Annotated in this window: 17 protein-coding genes; 9 read left to right on the top strand and 8 right to left on the bottom strand. The window is 70.2% G+C overall.

Features of this window, described 5'->3' with window-relative positions:
- Nucleotides 1–54 precede the first annotated feature (54 nt).
- From BLW75_RS07915 to BLW75_RS07945, 7 genes are all read left to right on the top strand, one after another.
- Nucleotides 55–696, top strand: coding sequence for a helix-turn-helix transcriptional regulator (locus BLW75_RS07915; RefSeq protein WP_158005361.1), 642 nt, complete (start codon nt 55–57; stop codon nt 694–696).
- A gap of 185 nt (nt 697–881) precedes the next feature.
- Nucleotides 882–2,585 (top strand): NAD-dependent epimerase/dehydratase family protein, encoded by a 1,704-nt coding sequence (locus BLW75_RS07920; protein WP_143055309.1) that lies wholly within the window; start codon nt 882–884, stop codon nt 2,583–2,585.
- Entirely contained in the window at nt 2,582–3,376 is a 795-nt protein-coding gene (locus BLW75_RS07925; protein ID WP_034307279.1) for a protein phosphatase 2C domain-containing protein, read from the top strand. Before BLW75_RS07920 ends, BLW75_RS07925 begins: the two co-directional genes overlap by 4 nt.
- A complete protein-coding gene (locus BLW75_RS07930; RefSeq protein ID WP_091597136.1) occupies nt 3,373–5,094 on the top strand; it encodes a condensation domain-containing protein in 1,722 nt (573 codons plus the stop codon). The genes BLW75_RS07925 and BLW75_RS07930 overlap by 4 nt, the downstream gene beginning before the upstream one ends.
- Complete coding sequence (locus BLW75_RS07935) at nt 5,091–6,329, top strand: MFS transporter (RefSeq protein WP_034307281.1); 1,239 nt, start codon at nt 5,091–5,093, stop codon at nt 6,327–6,329. The genes BLW75_RS07930 and BLW75_RS07935 overlap by 4 nt, the downstream gene beginning before the upstream one ends.
- Nucleotides 6,319–7,317 (top strand): LuxR C-terminal-related transcriptional regulator, encoded by a 999-nt coding sequence (locus tag BLW75_RS07940; protein ID WP_198935676.1) that lies wholly within the window; start codon nt 6,319–6,321, stop codon nt 7,315–7,317. The genes BLW75_RS07935 and BLW75_RS07940 overlap by 11 nt, the downstream gene beginning before the upstream one ends.
- Nucleotides 7,318–7,329: 12 nt before the next feature.
- Nucleotides 7,330–8,553: a glycoside hydrolase family 18 protein gene (locus BLW75_RS07945; RefSeq protein WP_091597139.1), complete on the top strand. Its 1,224-nt coding sequence runs from the start codon at nt 7,330–7,332 to the stop codon at nt 8,551–8,553.
- A gap of 79 nt (nt 8,554–8,632) precedes the next feature.
- On the opposite strand, the gene BLW75_RS07950 is transcribed toward BLW75_RS07945, so the two are convergent.
- Nucleotides 8,633–9,220: a TetR/AcrR family transcriptional regulator gene (locus tag BLW75_RS07950; RefSeq protein WP_034307286.1), complete on the bottom strand. Its 588-nt coding sequence runs from the start codon at nt 9,218–9,220 to the stop codon at nt 8,633–8,635.
- 82 nt (nt 9,221–9,302) lie between these two features.
- Here BLW75_RS07950 and BLW75_RS07955 point away from each other — a divergent pair, with 82 nt between their 5' ends.
- Nucleotides 9,303–10,304: a Rossmann-fold NAD(P)-binding domain-containing protein gene (locus BLW75_RS07955; RefSeq protein WP_034307288.1), complete on the top strand. Its 1,002-nt coding sequence runs from the start codon at nt 9,303–9,305 to the stop codon at nt 10,302–10,304.
- Between the two features lie 28 nt (nt 10,305–10,332).
- Here BLW75_RS07955 and BLW75_RS07960 read toward each other — a convergent pair whose 3' ends face one another.
- From BLW75_RS07960 to BLW75_RS07975, 4 genes are all read right to left on the bottom strand, one after another.
- Nucleotides 10,333–10,647, bottom strand: coding sequence for a hypothetical protein (locus BLW75_RS07960; protein ID WP_241783345.1), 315 nt, complete (start codon nt 10,645–10,647; stop codon nt 10,333–10,335).
- A 30-nt stretch (nt 10,648–10,677) separates the two neighbouring features.
- Complete coding sequence (locus BLW75_RS07965; protein WP_034307291.1) at nt 10,678–11,556, bottom strand: sucrase ferredoxin; 879 nt, start codon at nt 11,554–11,556, stop codon at nt 10,678–10,680.
- Nucleotides 11,553–12,740: a cupin domain-containing protein gene (locus BLW75_RS07970; RefSeq protein ID WP_241783347.1), complete on the bottom strand. Its 1,188-nt coding sequence runs from the start codon at nt 12,738–12,740 to the stop codon at nt 11,553–11,555. Before BLW75_RS07970 ends, BLW75_RS07965 begins: the two co-directional genes overlap by 4 nt.
- Nucleotides 12,741–12,822: 82 nt before the next feature.
- The gene (locus BLW75_RS07975; RefSeq protein WP_034307559.1) at nt 12,823–13,032 is read right to left on the bottom strand and encodes a hypothetical protein; all 210 of its coding nucleotides are present in this window, start codon (nt 13,030–13,032) and stop codon (nt 12,823–12,825) included.
- A gap of 363 nt (nt 13,033–13,395) precedes the next feature.
- Between BLW75_RS07975 and BLW75_RS07980 the strand changes: the two genes are divergently transcribed.
- The gene (locus tag BLW75_RS07980) at nt 13,396–13,788 is read left to right on the top strand and encodes an STAS domain-containing protein (protein ID WP_091597142.1); all 393 of its coding nucleotides are present in this window, start codon (nt 13,396–13,398) and stop codon (nt 13,786–13,788) included.
- Here the strand turns inward: BLW75_RS07980 and BLW75_RS07985 are convergent.
- From BLW75_RS07985 to BLW75_RS07995, 3 genes are all read right to left on the bottom strand, one after another.
- Entirely contained in the window at nt 13,750–14,997 is a 1,248-nt protein-coding gene (locus tag BLW75_RS07985; protein WP_034307296.1) for an NAD(P)/FAD-dependent oxidoreductase, read from the bottom strand. The two genes, BLW75_RS07980 and BLW75_RS07985, sit on opposite strands and share 39 nt — an antisense overlap.
- A 35-nt stretch (nt 14,998–15,032) precedes the next feature.
- The gene (locus BLW75_RS07990; RefSeq protein ID WP_034307561.1) at nt 15,033–16,046 is read right to left on the bottom strand and encodes a Rieske (2Fe-2S) protein; all 1,014 of its coding nucleotides are present in this window, start codon (nt 16,044–16,046) and stop codon (nt 15,033–15,035) included.
- 69 nt (nt 16,047–16,115) lie between these two features.
- Entirely contained in the window at nt 16,116–16,997 is an 882-nt protein-coding gene (locus tag BLW75_RS07995; RefSeq protein WP_034307299.1) for a MerR family transcriptional regulator, read from the bottom strand.
- Nucleotides 16,998–17,036: the final 39 nt, after the last annotated feature.

Consider the following 17,036-nt stretch of genomic DNA (forward strand, 5'->3'; position numbering starts at 1 on the left):
GGCGGGAAAACAAAGTGCGACCGTGTAGGACGAACACGCCTGGGGGCAAGGTCAGTGTCTGCGTCATCCGCTCCGAACCCGACCGATGGAACGAGCCTGTCGACTGTACTCGATCTGGTTTCCACCGCAAGACGGGAAGTACTGACCACCGCGACGGGTGGTTCGCCGTGGTTCGGCGGGACCGTCACCGAGGCGGCGCGCCGCGGCGCCTTCCCGCCGCACGTCCGGGTGCGGCTGCTGTGCACGACACCGGCGGAGCACGCGCGCGGCGAGATCATCGAGGCGGTGCGGCACGGGCTCCGGGTCAAGGTTACCGATCGGGCGATCGAAGAATCCCTTTTGATAGACCGCAGACTGGCGCTGGTCCCTTCGGGTGGCGACGACGCCAGGGGCTTGCTCATGGTGACCACGCCGACGTTGATCACCGCCCTCGCGGACGCCTTCGACCCTCGTTGGGAGGAGGCGACACCGTGGGAGATGACGTCCGCCCGGCCGGACGAGTTCGAACAGGCGATCCTGCGCTGCCTTGTCGACGGAATGACCGATGAAGCGGTCGCGAACCGGCTGGGCGTATCCGCGAGGACCGTTCGGCGGTACGTGAACGTCCTCATGGCCCGCGTCGGTGCGAGGAGCCGGTTCGAACTCGGATTCCGGGCGGCGGAATGCGGATGGCTTCCCGCCGACGCACTCGACTGAAGCGACTGTCCGGTTCCGGCCGCATTTTTCGTCCACTGTGGATTGATCATTATCGGTGTCGCCGACGATGACTCTTTCGCCGGTCGCCGAGTCCGCTTTCGGCCAAATTCTGGTGGCGCCCGCCGGGGCCGACCTAGATTCCGTTCTGGATCGTCTCGAATTCACGTCCTGATTGGACCAGCCACGTGATCACTCCGACGCCCTGCCACGACATAGTGCTCACCGGTGCCGTCATGACCCATCCGCGGCGGCCGGGGCTCACCGGCCGTCTGCTGGCCGCCGCGCCCGCCGGGGCGCTGCGACCGGTCGCCGATCCGGAGCCCGCCGGACCGCCGACCGCCCTGCGCACCGCGATGCGGGCCTGGTCCGCGATCGCCGAAGGCGCGACCCACCACCTGGTCCTCCAGGACGACGCCGTTCCCGCCGACGGCTTCTTCGGCCACGCCCGGGCCGCCGTCGCGGCCGCGCCCGACGCCGCGATCGCCTTCTACACCAACTGGAACTCCCGCAACGGCGCCGCCGTGCGGATCGCCGCGCTGGCCGGGGCGAGATGGGTCACCGCGACCCACGAGTACACCCCGACCGTCGCGCTGGCCTTGCCCGCGGAGATCGCGGCCGGTTTCGCGGATTTCGCCGAAGCGCACGGCTCGACCTGGCCCGACGACGTCGTCATGTCCCGGTACCTGCGCGCGGCCGGGGTACCGGTGCTCCTGGTCGCGCCGAATCTCGTCGAGCACGCGGACGAACCCAGCGTCCTCCGCAACGACTCCCACGGCTCGCGGCGGTCGGCGTGCTTCGCCGTCCCGCCGGACGACGACTGGTCGCTCGGCGCGGGCCCGCTCGATCCCGACGTCATCCCGTTCTTCAAGCACGGGATCGCGCAATGCGTCGTCCGTGACGGCGGAAGACGGACGACCATCGACGCCGAGCGGTACTTCGGCCGGGCGGGACTGGATTTCGACGCCTGCCAGAAGCAACGGCTCGAAGTCACCGGGTCGGTGTTCGGCGCTCTCGCCGAGCTGGAACGGCATCTCGACGAACAGGCCGTCGAAGGACTCTGGACCACGGCCTACCTCCTCGGCGCGCTCGGGACCGGCCGACGGCTCGACCGGGTCGGCTCCCTCGCGCTGGGCACGATCGGCGCGGGCGGCGTGTGCACCACCGTCGGCGCTTCCACGCTTAGGACGCTTCGGCCCGCTCTGTCCGAATTGGCCCGTCTCGGGCACGAAGCCGGTGCCCGGGCCCAACGTTCGCCCGCGCGCCGGCGGGAACGCGTCCTCGTCACCACCACCCACCGCCCGCTCGGCCGGGAGATCGCGCGGCATCTGGCTGATCGCGGATACGAGATCCTGCACGGAAACGACGGGCCGGACGTCGACGCCGTGGTCCACGTCGCCGAACCCGGTTCCACGCTCCCGCCCGTGACGGCGCGGCACGTGGTCCAGGTCTGTCCTCCCGGCGCACCCGTCCCCGCCGCCACGCCGGGCACCAGCGTCCTGCGGACCGGCTCTCCGTACGGGCCCGGTATCGAGGGCTATTCCGTCCTGGAGACGTTCACCCGGCAAGCCCTGCTGGCCCAGCCGATCCAGGCCGACGTCCCGGCGCGGGCGACCCACCGGCCCGCCTACATCCGGGACATCGCCCTCGCCGTGCACCACCTCCTGCACCAGCCCGCGCCGCGGCGGACCGTCGCGACGCCGTCCCCGCTGACCAGCCGGGAACTGGTCGACGCGGTCGCCCGGACCGTCCGGAGGGTTCCGGTCAGCTGGCCGTCGGCGCCGCACGGCCCTTCCGCTCCTCCCCTGGTCGCCGACGAACCGGCGACGGAACTCGATCAAGGCATCCGCGCACTGGCCCAGTGGCTCGCCTACGAAAAGGAAGAAGCATGAAAGTCGATCGTCTCTCCCAGCCCGGTGACGGCCTGGTCAACGAGGATCTGGCGCTGTCGGGCCAGTATCACGCGCTGGTCATCGACGGTGCGACGGCGGAACCGGGCGCGGAGACCGGCTGCGTGCACGACGTCCGCTGGCTGGTGGCAAGGCTCGGCACCGCGCTGGACCGGCTCCTCGTGGAACGTCCCGCCGACGACCTGCGAGCCATCCTCCGCGCGGCCATCGAGTCGGTGCGTGACGCCCACTCCGGCACCTGCGACCTCGGCAATCCCTGCGGCCCGACCGCGACCGTGGCGATCCTGCGCGAACGGGACGGACTCGCCGACTACCTGGTGCTCAGCGATTCGGCGGTGGTGCTCGAACGGCTCGACGGCACCGTCGAGGCCGTCATCGACGACCGGATCGACCGGCTGCTGCACCTGTCCTGGCAGGAGGTCCGGCCCTTGCGGAATGCGCCCGGCGGGTTCTGGGTCGCGGGCAGTGATCCGGCCGCCGCCGGCCAGGCCCGCACCGGCACCGTGGAACTCTCGCGACTGCGGCGCGCCGCGCTCCTCACCGACGGCGCGTACCGGCTCGTCGAACGCTACGGCTGGACCTGGCACCAGCTGCTCGACGTCGCCGAGTTCGACGGCCCGGCCGCCGTCGTCGGCGAGACCCGCCGCGCCGAACTCCGTACCGCGCCGGGCCACTTCGCCGGGAAGCACCACGACGACGCGACGATCGCCTTCTGCCGGTTCGAGACCACCGCCGCTCCCCTGACCCGCCCGACCCACGAGGTGACGAAATGACCCGGTTCCAGGTCCGCTTCACCGGCAAGACGGCACGCTCCGGTCCACTGGCGTTCGGCCACGCGAACATCGTCCGCGCCATCACCCTCGACGACGATCCGACGCGGCTCAACCTCGCGATGGTGTTCGACGTGCCCGGCGCGCCGCTGGACCAGGTCGCCACCTGGATCCGGGTGCTGCTCGAACGCCACGAGTCGCTGCGGACGACGTACTCGTTCGGAGAGCGGACGCTCCAGCACGTGCTCGCGGAAGACGAGGTGGAGGTCGAGGTCGTCGAGAGCGGCGGCGACGTACTCCAGACGGCCGAGGGCACCGCGCGCGCCCTGCGATCCCGGGTCTTCGATCTGACTGCGGAGCTGCCGCTGCGGCTCGCCGTGGTGACCGAGAACGCCGTCCCGCGCAGGCTGGTCTGGGTGGTGAGCCACGCCGCGATGGACGTCGCCACCTGCGAACTCCTCCTCGGCGAATGGACCGAGCTGGCCGCGGGGCACGAGCTGCCCGAGGACGACTCGCCACAGCCTCTCGACGTCGTCGAACTCGAGAAGACGCCCGCGGTGCAGCGGCTGGGACAAGCGGCGACGCGGTACTGGGAAAGCAAGCTGCGCACGGTTCCGCAGGCGATGTTCCCCGTGCCCGCCACCGGAACCGGCTTCCTCCGGCCCGGGCTGCGAGTCCGTTCACGGGCCGCGATGGGCCATATCGCGGCGATCGCCGAGCGGACCAGCGCGAGCCCGTCCGCCATCGCCCTCGCCGCGCTCAACGCGCTGATCGCGCACCGGACCGCGCAATCCGCCTGCGTGACGACGTCCTTGTCCGGTAACCGGGTGCTCAAGCAGTTGCGCCGCTTCTTCGGTTCGATGGCACAGGACGCGCTGCTCCCGGTCACCATCCCGGAGATGTTCGACGAACTGGTCCACGCGGTCCGCGCCGCGTCCGTGCCCGCGTACCGGCACAGCTGGTTCGAAGCCGACGCCATCTGGGAAGTGATCACCCGTGTCACCCACGAACGGGGCTTCTCCTTCGCCAGGGATCTCGTGTTCAACGACATGAGCGCGCTGGGCGACACCGCGGTCGGCGAGCCGCCTCGCGCCGCGTACAGCAGGCTGCCGTCGGTGTGGGTGCCGGGCGGGCCGGACGTCGAAGACGACCCCGAAATCGGTGGCACGCTGGAACTGTTGCCGCAGGAGGACATCCCGACCCGCTTCTTCGGCTGCCTGTACCGCCTCGACACGGAGCTGGATCTGACGCTGTGGGTCGACCCCGGCTGTCTCGGCACCTCCGAGGTGACCGAGTTCGGCCGCGGCCTCCTGGCGTTGCTGCGCGCGGCGGCCGAGGCGGATCTTCCGTTGAAAGAACTGCATTCGCTCACCACGCTCGCCCCCGTCGAACGCGGGGAAGGCTGGTACCTCTCGGACTCGTGCTGGGTCGAACTGGACGCCGTCCGGGCACTGGTCTCCGATGTCCTCGGTGACCGGCCGCATCTGGTGACCGCGGAGCCCGACGACGTCCTGGGTCACCGGCTGGTGTGTCACTTGACCGGCCCGGCGACGCCCGCGGACCTGCACGCCGGAATTCTGGCCGCGCTGCCGGGACGGCCGACCGCGCTGGCACCGCACCACTACGTGCTCTGCGCCGAGCCTCCCGCCGATCCGCTGGATCCGGGCGCCTGGACGGCCACGGCCATCGACTCCGCGAGCGGGCGGGAGCTGCCGGTATGAGTCACGACACGGAAACCCTGACCGGTGAAGGAAAACCGGCCGCCGGACGGCTCTGGTCCGGAAACTTCAAGCTCTACCTCACCGCGCGCAGCGGGTCGATGCTGGGTGACGCGATGCTGCCCGTCGCGCTCTCGATCGCCGTGCTGGCGGCGGGTCACGGGATCGACGGCGTCGGCTACGCCCTCGGCGCGTGGATGGGCGCGCTCGCGCTGTTCATGCTGTTCGGCGGCGTGCTCGCGGACCGGTTCACGCCGCGCCGGATGATGATCATCGCGGACCTCGTCCGGCTGGTCGTCCAGGGCGGGATGGCGGTCGCCTTCGCCGTCGGAACGCCGTCGCTCCCGGCGATCGTCGTTCTGCAGTTCCTCAGCGGTGCCGCCACCGCGTTGTTCCAGCCCGGTGTGGCGAGCATGGTCCCGCAGGTCGCGGAGGACGTCCAGGGCGCGAACGGGATCTTGCGGATTTCCGAGGCGATCTCGGGTGTGCTCGGCCCGGCGCTCGCCGGTGTGCTGGTCGCCGTCGCCGGAACCGGGACCGTCTTCGGGATCTATGCCGCGACGTACGGCATCAGCGCCATCTGCCTGTTCGCCCTGCGGCTCACGCCGGTGAAGTCCACAGAGGACAGTGAACCGTCGTTCTGGCGTCAGCTGGTCGAAGGCTGGCGGGAGTTCGCCGCACGCGGCTGGCTCTGGGGCGTGATCGCGATCCACCTGGTGTACGGCTGTTTCGTGGCGGGTGTGTCCCTGCCGGTCGGCGCGGACCTGGTCGTCTCGGATTACGGTTCGACCGCGCTGGGCATCGGGATGGCCGCCTTCGGCGCGGGCGGGGTCGCGGGCGGCGCGATCGCCATGCGTGTCCGCCCCAGCCGTCCGCTGCTGTCCGGGGCGATCGGCTGGGCGTTGTTCGCGCTGTACCCGATCACGCCCGCGGTGGGACTTCCGGTCGCCTTGCTCTTCGCCGGCTGGGCGCTGGCCGGTTTCGGCCTCGCCTACTGGGGTGTCCTGTGGTCCACCACGGTCCAGACCCAGATTCCCGCGGAACTCCTGAACCGGGTCTACGCCTACGACGTCTCGGGGTCACTGCTCGCGTTGGTGCTGGGCAGGTCGCTCGCCGGGCCGATGGCGAGCCTTTTCGGCGCACGGCCACTGATGATCCTCGCGACCGTGCTCGGGCTCGTCTGTACCGGGCTGCTGCTCGCGGTCCGCTCGATCAGGGATCTGCGAAGTGCTCAGTGACCGGATCGAGGCCGACGAGTTCGCCGTCGAGGTCTACGAACGGATCCTCGACGGCGACGGGCCCGCGGAGATCGCGGCCCGGCTCGGGGTCGCCGCGGCCGAGGTGGACCGCGCGTTCGGCCTCCTGCGGCGGCTGAGGCTGCTCCGGGAGACCGGCGACGGCGAGGTCGTCGCGGTCGATCCCGACAGCGCGCGGACCGAACTGCTGCCGCTGGAACGGGCGATCCACGATCAGCGCAGCCTGCTGCCGGCGCGGCGGCGGCAACTGCGTTCGTTCACCGACGCCTTCGGCCGCGCGGACCGGGCGAATCCGCACCACTCGCCGGTCCAGGTCTCGCGCGATCCGCGCGAGACCGAGTTGCGGCTCGTCGAAACGGCGAACGGCTGCAAGTCCGAGGTGCTGATGATGCAGTCCTGCGTGGCGCACGAGCCGCCCGAAGCGCGGCATCTGCGGCCGCTGGTGCTGGACGCGCTGCGGCGCGGGATCCGCGTGCGGGTGCTGTATCCGCACGCGGCCCGCGCGGACGCGGCGACCCGGTCGTTCCTGTGCAACGTCGCCTCCCTCGGCGGCCGGGTGCGGACCTCGGGCGAGATCTTCGACCGGTTCGCCGTCTTCGACCGCGAGGTCGCGTTCCTCCGAGCCGGACTCGACGGCGACCAGGCGGTCGCGATGGTGCACGGGCCGGTGATCGCGCAGTTCCTCGCCGGGACGCACGACCGGGGCTGGGAATCCGGCACCGACTTCGATCCCGGCCGCGCGGGCTACGCCGGCACCCTCGACGTCGTCAAGTCCCGGGTGCTGGACCTGCTCGCCGCCGGTCTCAAGGACGAGGTGATCGCGCGCCGGGTCGGCCTGTCCGAACGGACGTTGCGCAGGCACATTTCGGCGATGATGCGGGAACTCGCCGCGGAGAGCCGGTTCCAGGCGGGCGTCGCCGCCGCACGGGCGGGCCTGGTCGCCACCACCACTAGTACGCGTCACCGATAGGAAGGGTGTTCCATGCGACCGAAGAATCCGGCCTCGCGGCTCGGGCTGTGCCTCGCCGCGGTCCTGGCACTGCTCCCCGCCTCGCCCGCTTCCGGGACACCGGAGATCGAGGCCGCTCCGCCACCGGACCGGCCGGTCCTGGAGGCGTTCTGGGGCGGCACGCCGCCCGCCGATCAGGTCCCCTGGGAAATGCTGAACACCATCAGCTACTGGTTCGCCTCACCGGCGGGCGGCCGGTGCAGCATTCCGGATGCCAAGCAGCGCAAGGACATCGAAAGCCTCGCGGCGGTGAAGCGTCGTCACCCCGACCTGACCGTACTGATCTCCATCGGTGGCTGGGCCGCACCGGGTTTCGGGGCGGGCGCCGCGACCGCGGAATCCCGGCGCGCCTTCGTGAAGTCCTGTGTGGACAACTGGCTGAGCGCGTTCCCCGCCGGGCTGGTCGACGGATTCGACGTCGACTGGGAGTTCCCGGTCTCCGGAGGGCTGCCCAGTATCGGCAACTCGCCCGCCGACCGCGCGAACTTCACCCTGCTGCTCAAGGAATTCCGGGCACAACTGCAGCGCTATGCCCGTGAACACGGCAGGCCCGGCCGCACCATGAAGCTGTCCGCGGACATCCCCGCGGGCCGGGTCCAGGACGACGGCACCGGGACCGGGGGCGCGCCCTACGACGCCTCCACCAGTTTCGACCTGCGTGAAGTCGGCAGGCTCGTCGACATCTTCAACCTGATGACCTACGACTTCTGCACGGGCTACTCGAAGGTCTCCTGCTTCAACGACCCACTGGTCAAACGGCCCGGTGATCCTAACGACGAGTACAACAACAACGTCGGCGCGCTGAAGTACATGACCGACCACGGCGTCCCGCGCGAGAAGATCGTCCTCGGCGTTCCCTTCTACGGCCGGGCGTTCACCGTCACCTCGACCGCCGACGACGGTCTCTACCAGCCGTACACGGCCATGCGGTTCCTCGACTACAAAGTCCTCATGGGCCCGGAGTGGGCCGGTGACGCCGGATTCCGCAAGGGCTGGGACCCGATCGTGCGCTCGCCGTATCTTTGGAACCCGGAAAAGAAGATCTGGGTGAGCTACGAGAACCCGCGGTCCATCCAGGACCGCTCGCTGTTCGCTAAACGCCAACGCCTGGCGGGCATGATGATGTGGGAGCTGGGCGCCGACGATCCGCAGCACAGCCTTCTCACCGCGATGACCGGGCCCTGGCTCCGGCCCTGACGGAGCGGACGCGGGATCGATCCGGACGACCGGGTCCGGCCGCCGGGTGCTCGCCGCGCAGGAACCGTCGGATCGCGGACTATCCGGTGGCTCGCTCGATGCGGCCGAGGATGACGCCGGTCAAGGCCGTGATGGCGTCGGCGTCGGTCGTGGCGCCCCGGTTCAGTTCGACGGCGATCGCCTCGGCGGCGCCGAGTGCGCCGACGCAGTGCAGTCTCAGTGCCGCCTGGTCCAGGCGGGAGTACGGCGTCAACGCGCCGGCCATCAAATCGGTGTAGTGATCCTGCATCTCGCGCTGCGTCGCCTCCATTCCGGGATTGCCTTTCAGCGCCGAGGAAACCGCGTTGAACTCCGGAATGTCGGTGGCGCACGCGAAGTAAGCGACGCTGATGGCGTCCGCGATGCCCGCCGCCGTCGGCGGGGCTTGGTGCAGCGCCTGCGCGATGGCGGTCCGGTGCTGTTCGTCGAGCCGCTGATAAAGCGCCAGCAGCAGTCCAGGGCGGGTGCCGAAATGGTCGTACACGATGGGCCTGCTCACGCCTGCCGCCTCGGCGAGGGTGGGCAGCGTCAGCCCGTCGGCACCGTCGGCATGCACGATCCCGAGGGCCACGTCGAGCAACTGCTCGCGCCGGGCCTGCTTGGACAGACGGGCGGGTGCGGTGGTCATCGCCCTCCTCTCGCGATCCCCACCATCCTAGCTACATCGTGTAAGTTACAAAATGTAGGTTACCGGGAGCGAGGAGGACGACATGGGACAGCGAGGATCTGTTCTGCTACTGGGCGGGGCGGGACAGGCGGGCTCGGATACCGCCGCCCTCTTACGGCGGCGGTATCCGGAGTTGCCGCTGACGATCGCGGGGCGGAATCAGGACCGCGCGCGGCGGGTCGCCGACGAACTCGGCGGCGCCACCGCGGTGACCGTCGACCTGGCCCGCGGTGATCTCGGGCTGCCCGCCGGACGGCCGTACGCGGCGGTGGTCGCGACGCTCTGGGACAGCAGGCTGAACGGGCTGCGTTTCGCCCAGGACCACGGTGTGCCCTACGTCAGCCTGTCCAGCGGCATGATCGACATCGCGCCGGAGGTCACGGCCGCCGCGCAGCGCCCGGTGGCCGCGCCGGTGCTGATGGCCAGCCACTGGGCCGCGGGCGTCATCACCCTCACGGCACTGGCGTGGGCCGAGGAGTTCAACCGGGTCGACACCATCCGGATCGGCGCGATCCTCGACGAGCACGACGCGGGCGGGCCCGCGGGGCTCGCGGACCTGGAGCGCTGGGCGGAGGTCACTTCCGCCGGGTATGCGCGGCGCGACGGCGTGTTCGGCTGGGTCGGCGCGGCCGAGGCTCGGGTGGAGCTGCCCAGCCTCGACGGCACCACGGTCACCGGCCAGACCGTCCCCATCCTCGACGTGACCAGTCTGTCGCTCGCGACGGGCGCGCCGAACGTCGAATTCGCCTTCGCGATCGGCGAATCCGCGGGGACGCGCCGGGGCGACGGTCCGTCCGTCGAGGTTCGGATCGACCTGGAAGGGGAAGGCCCGACAGGTGCCCCGCTGCGCCTCAGCCGGTACGTGGTCCACCCGGACGGCCAGCGCCCGCTGACTTCGCTCGGCCTCGCCATGGGGATCGAACGATTGCTCGGCCTGCGCGGCGAAGCGGTGGCCCCGGGCCTCTACACTCCCGAGGCTTTGCTCGAACCGCGCCACGCGGTCGAACAACTGGCCGACGCGGGCACCGTCTTCGTCGACGCATGAAAGCGACGTCGTGGCACGCGTTCCGTGATCATCCGGACGAGCGTTTCCTCACGGAATCCGGATCGGGGCGGCGTCTGAAGGAAAGAACACGGTGAACACCCTTGCGCCGTGTGATCAGCGGAACCGCGAGGACACCCAGGACGATCACGACCAGGATCGCGATCCCGAGCAGGTTCGCCGGTACCAGAGGCTTGATCACGAACATGACGACCAGCATCCAGCCCGCCAGCGTGACGATCTCGACGACGAACGATCGCCGGCTTCGGTCGCTCGGCCGGCGCACAAGCAAGCCGCCGACGACCATCACCGCGCCGATCGCGCCCCACCACCACTGCTCCCCCATGGGCTTCCCCACCTTCCTGGCGGCACCCGGTCAGTACCGGAGATCCACCAACTCGAACACCCTTATCGTCCTCACCGGCTCGGACGCGCACGTAAGCCGTCGGCCCGCCGGGATCCGGCCTTCGCGCAGGTACACGGCGCAGTCGGGTTCGGCGAACACCACCTGCCAGTCCGTCTCACCGGTACGCGTGGTCTTCGTCCACCGGAGATCATCGATTCCGGCGGCACCGGTGGCGGCGCGGGCGTGATGGTGAGCCGCTTGGACGATCGGCGGGTGCGAGGAACGGCCGCGCAGGAAACCGGGGTCGAGGATGCCCTTCGAATACCGGTGAAAGAGACCGCTCGCGCCGGCCGGAAACAGGCCGCCGAAGGTGAAACCGTGTGGCAGCACCACCATCGAGGGAGCGAACCGGCAGCCGCCGAGGTGACTGCATTCCCAAGTGGCCTCGGGGAACTCCGCGGCCAGCGCGGTCGCGAGCGAACGTCCGCGCACCGCGCAGCAGGTGTCGTGTCTGCCGTGGACGCATACGAGCACGAGAGGGTCCGGCCACCCGCTCCCTTCGGCGGAAGTGCTGCGGGAGAGTTCCGCGGCGCCGGTGAATTCCCCGGTCCGGATCCTCTCGTGGCCGGGACGAGCGTCGACCCGGAACCAGCGGAAGGGCCGGTCGCGCGTGGACGGACGCCGGGAGACACGGCGCACCAGGGCGATCCGGCCGTTGACCCGCGCCGCCCAGGAGCCGAGGTGGGCGACCGCCACCGGATCGATCCCGGATTCCCTGAGCGCGAAGCGGCCCCACGGGCCCGGATGCTCGACCAGGAGCCAGTGCTCCGCGGGCGGGGCCGTTCCTTCCCCGGGATCGCCCGCGGCTTCGGCCAGTTCCGCGCACCGTTCCCTCGGTGCCGCGGTCATGCGGTCCCGGCCATCAGCACGCCTTCCCGGAGCAGACGGCGCACGAGCACGAGTTGATCGGCTCGGTCCAAACCCGGGATTTCTCCCAGCCGCCATGTCCTTCCGTCCAGCAGCGCCGTCAAGGCGGCCGAGGTGGCCGACGGCAACGAGAGGCGGCGATCCGGGAGTTCGAGAACGATCCGGCCGTCCGCCGTGTCACCGATGCGGAAGCGCAAGCCCTCACGACGCCGCACGCGATCCCCGTCGCCGAGGCCCAGTACGAACCTCGCCGTGGCGACAGGTGCCAGGGGTTCCGGGCGATTTCCTTGCCATGTCCGGTCCCGGACGTGGCGGGCGATGGCATCGGCGGGCACCGCCCGCAGAGCGGCGATCAGGTTTTCCCGGGTGGACTCGACATGGGCTTCCAGCCGGTCCGGGTCGGCGACGTCGATCCCCAGTGGCAGCGACGCGCGCAGCCGTTCCTCGGAACCGACGAGCGCGGTGAACGCTTCCACCACGGCGAAGGCCGTGATCACGTGGACGCCGATGGTCAAATGCGCGGAAACGTCACCGAGCGCCGTCGCGGAATGGAGCCAGCCCCGGGGCAGATACATCACGTCGCCCGGCTCCAGGACCTCGTCGATGACCGGATCGTCGTCACGGGCGCGCGCGGCGACCGCGTCGGCGTGTTCGCCCCACGGCTGATCCCGCAGAGGCGACGGATGGACGGGCGCGTGCACCTTCCATCGCTTGCGGCCTGCCAGCTGGAGTACGAAGACGTCGTGCACGTCGTAGTGCGCCGAGAAGCCCTGCGACGACGGCGGGGTGATGTAGGCGTTGACCTGTGCGGGGTGGCCGAGCTCGCCGGCCAGGAGCGTGGTGAAGTCGATGATGCCCGGCCAGATGCGGTGCAGCCCCTGGAGCACGATGGTGCCGCCTTCGGCGAAAAGAGCGGCGACCCGGTCGTCACGGACCTGATCGCCGATCTCCGCACCGACACCCGCTCCACCGGTGAACGATCGGGAATCGACCACCGCCCCGTCGCGAGCCAGCCGCAGGAACGGCGTCCGCAGGCCACGACGGGACAGCAATTCGTCGACACCGTCCAGATCGAGCAGATCACCGAAATCGCCGCCGGTCCGCCGCAGCAACGGCTCCCTGCCCCAGTGCCGGGCGGCGAACTCCCCGATGTCGGAACCGACCAAGCGCGAAAGGACACCTTTCGTCACATGGCCGTTCACCGGTACCGGGACGCTTTCCCCGGTACCGGTGAACGGCTCGCTCAGGTCAGCTCGCGCCACTGTCCGCGCCGCCGTCGGCTCCGCCGTCGTGCTGGCCCGCGGTGCCTTCGCCGGCGCCGGAATCGGCAGGCCCCTCGGCGCCACCGTCGGCCCCGCCGTCGTGCTCGCCGGGAGTCCCCTGGCCGGCGCCGGAGTCAGCCGGGCCTTCCCGGTCCTCACCCGAGGTGGTGGAGATGTCGTCGTCGTTCAGGCTCATGTCGATTCCCTTTCCCATGATCCGGATGAATCAGTGGCCGGTTACCCCGGTTCTTCCCGGAGCACACCTGCGGTGGCCTTCACGATCGGCGTACCCGGCCCTTGCCGGCCGCAAACCGATTCGATACCGATTCAAGGAGGCGGAATTCCTTGTCCCACACACTGCGGAAGCGTCCTGGTCGACGTACGGTGGGAACACGTGGGGTTCAACTCGCAGCTTCGCGTGTTCGGTGACCTTGCCCGGCCACGCACCGTCCGGCCGCAGCCGGGTGCGTCCGGCGACGTGCTTCCGTTGGCGCCTTCGCACCTGTCGTGAGGGGCTCGCCTCGAAGCGCGCGTAATCCCGCTTCCCGAGGAGATCTCCATGTCATCGCCCTACCGACGCACACCCGCCCCCGTACTGGAACACAAGCACACCGCCGATCTGCTCATCCTCTCCGTGACCGGGGAACTGGACGCGACCACGGCCCCGCTCCTGCGCCGGCATCTGGACGGAAACCTCCCCGATCGCACGGTGATCGATCTGTCCCGGGTGACCTTCCTCGGTGGGGCGGGACTCCAGGTGCTGGAGGCCGCCGCCACCCGGGTCGGTCGCGAGCGCCGTCGGCTGGCGTTGGTCACTTCATCGCCGACGGACCTCAGGATCCTGCGGCTCTTCGACCTCGACGTGCGGGTGCCGGTGTATCCGCGCCTGTCGGACGCGATCCGGGAAGTCGCTTCACAACGGCCTGTCGAGGACACGGGACAGGTCTCGTAGCACCGCACGGGCGGTCCGGCCACCGGAGGCCAGCGCGCCCTGCAGCGAACTGGTGTCACGGTGATCGCCGCACACGTAAAGCCGTTCGCCGAACCGGATCTCGCCACGGACGTCGTGCGGCGGCGACATGGCCGGGAGCGCGTGGGGAATCTCGTAGTGCCCGGCCACCGGCCAGCGCGAAGTGTCCACACGGTACATCCGGCTCAGTTCCCGTCGCACTTCCGATTCGCCGAGCGGCGTGAGGGCGGAGGCGCTGACGAGGGCCGCGCCTTCCGGGGCGTAAGTCGGGCAGACCTCGCTCAGAACCGAGGTGTTGAGGATCGGGCCGCCACGGCCGTCGATCACGATGACCGGCTCACGCAACGGTGTGCGTGGCGGCGCGAAATACCAAGTCGTGACGCCGTTCCACCGCGGTTCGGGAACGCCGTCGACCAGACTCGCGGCGGTCGTGCCGTCCGTGGCGACGATGACGGCGCGCGCGGTCCAGACGTCTCCGCCGGAGGTGCGCACCTCTCCGTTCCCCACGCGCTCGACGCGCGTTCCGGTCCGCACCCCGGAAACGGGCAGCAGCCGGGCGAGTTGCCGGGGCAGCTCCCCCATGCCCAGCGACGGCAACGACGGCGCGGATCGCAGGAAGCTGCGCCAGACCAGCCGGAAGAACCGCGAGGAGGTACTCAACCCCGCCTCCAGGAAGACCCCGGACAGAAACGGGCGGAACACGGTCTCCACCGCGCGGTCCGACAATCCCGCGTCACGCAGTTCGTCGGCGGTCGTGCCGTCGCGACCCTGGACGATCGACCGCGCCGGACCGCCCGCCGCCCGCGCGGTGAAGGCACCGAGCGCGGCGAGGTCCTTCGCCGACAGATAGCGCCTTGCCGCGACGTCCCGCAGCGCCTTGGGTGTGTCGAGCGGGTTTCCGAGGAGGCTGAGCCGGTCGTCGTCGGCCACCCGGACCGCGCGCCAGAACTTGCCCAGCCGCAGCGCGTCGACGTCCACCAGGCGCTGAATCGCGGGGTACGCGGGATTGAGGATCTGGAAACCGCGGTCCAGCCGGAAGCCGTCGACGACGTCGGTCCGCACGCGGCCGCCGACCTCGTCCCCGGCCTCCAGGACGGTGCAGACGACGCCGGCGCGGTGAAGGTGCAGCGCGGCGGAGAGACCGGCGAGTCCGGCACCGATCACCACGACGTCGGTTTCGTGCACAGCCATCGGGAACGCTCCTCGGTGTCACATTCGACGCGGGCTCAGACGTGTCCTGCTCGCAAGGCGTAGCGTCGTTCCGCGTAGGCGAGATCATCCCGCCACAGACGCGCGGACGCCCGGCGCATCAAAGGCCGCAGTGCCGGGGCGATCCGGGCGGCCTTCGCGAACCCAGGCCGTTCGGAGGTCGCGATCGTCGCCTCGATCACGGCGGTGCGCGGACGGCCGTCGGGGCCCGCTCCGAGCGGGGTGGCATGCGTCTCCACCACGCTTCCGATGCCCTCGCCTTCGACGATGGTCATCAGCACGGTCCGGGGCTCGGGACAGGTGAATTCGGCGATCACCGGCACGCCCAGCTTCCCGGCGAGCCGGAAGGTCACTTCGACCACGAACTTGTCGTCCGCGTCGGAGACCTCATTTCCTTGCGGCGCCGAAAGAACCCGCAGCCGCGTGAACGAATACGGATGGAACCAGGCCCCGTGCCAAGGGTCGAGCCGGTTCGCGACGACGTCCATCGGCTCACAGATCCCGGTCAGCGTCGCGACCGCTTCGACCGTCAGAGCGCCTTGCGGACGGGACGGCACGACGGGCCGCTCCGTCGGAGCCTCACCGCCGAAGCGATCGAGACGGACCCAGGCGAGTACTCCGTCGTCATAGGACGGCAGTGGCGCCCAGCCCGGCCGATCGGACCCGACCCGCAACCCGTGCCATCGGCAGACCAGCTCTCCACAATGGACACGCGCCTGTTCCAGCGGAGCGCCAAGATGAGGGCAGGCACCGGGTCCGATGGTCAAGGCACCGTCCGTACCGCGCCAGGCGACCAGTTCCCTGCCGCCCGCCCGCAGGCCGAGCGGCTTGTCCTCACGGATTTCCCGGCTCGCCGCGACGACGAACCAGTTGCCGGCCACCCGGGCGTCGGCACGTTTGACCGCAGCGTCGATCAGCGCGGGACCGCATTCGCGATACGTCGGCTCCTGCCGGGCCCAGGCCGGTTCCCGGAAGGGCTGGACCGGCCAGTTCGCCGGCCACCGCTCGAGCACCTGCCGCCTGAGATCCACCACAGACTCTCCCGTCCCGCGCTATCCGACGGGACCATCCTCTGGCACTTGGAGCGATCTCGCAACGGTTCAGGACTTCAGCCGCTCGGCGGCGACCTCCAGCGCGCCGGCGAGATCGTTGACCCACGGGGTGCCGTGCACATCGAGCCCTTCCCAGCCGGGCCCCGCGACGACGACCTCGAAGCCGTGCTGCTGGAGACGACGGCAGAGCAGGTCGTCGACGGTGGTGACGGACATCGACCACAGCACGGTCAGCACCGGCTCCAGTTTGGAAGCCATGCCGACGATGGTCTCCGCGGGCACCATTTGACCGAGGTAGAGCGCGGGGACACCGATCTCGACCAGTGAAGCGCGAAGGATCTCGACCGGCAGGCTGTGCCGTTCGTCCGGACAGCAGGAGATGAGCACTCCGCGCTCCGAAGGTGCCGCGGTGAATCGGGCGATGTAACGCTGGAGTGCCAGGGAAACCTCGGTGGTGAGCGCCCATTCGGATTCGAAGCAGACGTCGCCCCGCTGCCAGCGGCCACCGAGATTCCGCAGAATGGGCAGCAGCACGTCGGTCCAGGTGGCGGCAGCGCCGATCGAGTCCAGCGTTTCGTCCAGCAACGCCGCGATGGACGCGAACTCGAGCTCTTCCGCGGCCTGTTCCAATTCGCCCACCCGGCGGTCGGCCGGGACGTCGGGGAGCGCGTCGGCGCCGCCGGAGAACGCGGCCGCGGCGGCCTCACGGGCACGGATACCACGATCGATCAGCCGCTGCATGTGCTGAAGCCTGCGGACGTCGGCGTCGGAGTACCGGCGGTGACGCCCGTCGGACCGCAGAGAGGGCCCCACTCCATAACGCGTCGCCCACGTCCGGAGCGTGACCGGCGAGATGCCCAGCATTTCGGCGACCTTGCCGGGCGTCCACGAACCCGTGGGCCGAAGGCCGTTCTCCTCGTCGACTTCCATTCAGTACCACGTTTCCACACCCAGGGAACCGTCGTCGCC

It is taken from the genome of Amycolatopsis lurida (assembly GCF_900105055.1).
Taxonomy (GTDB): Bacteria; Actinomycetota; Actinomycetes; order Mycobacteriales; family Pseudonocardiaceae; genus Amycolatopsis; species Amycolatopsis lurida.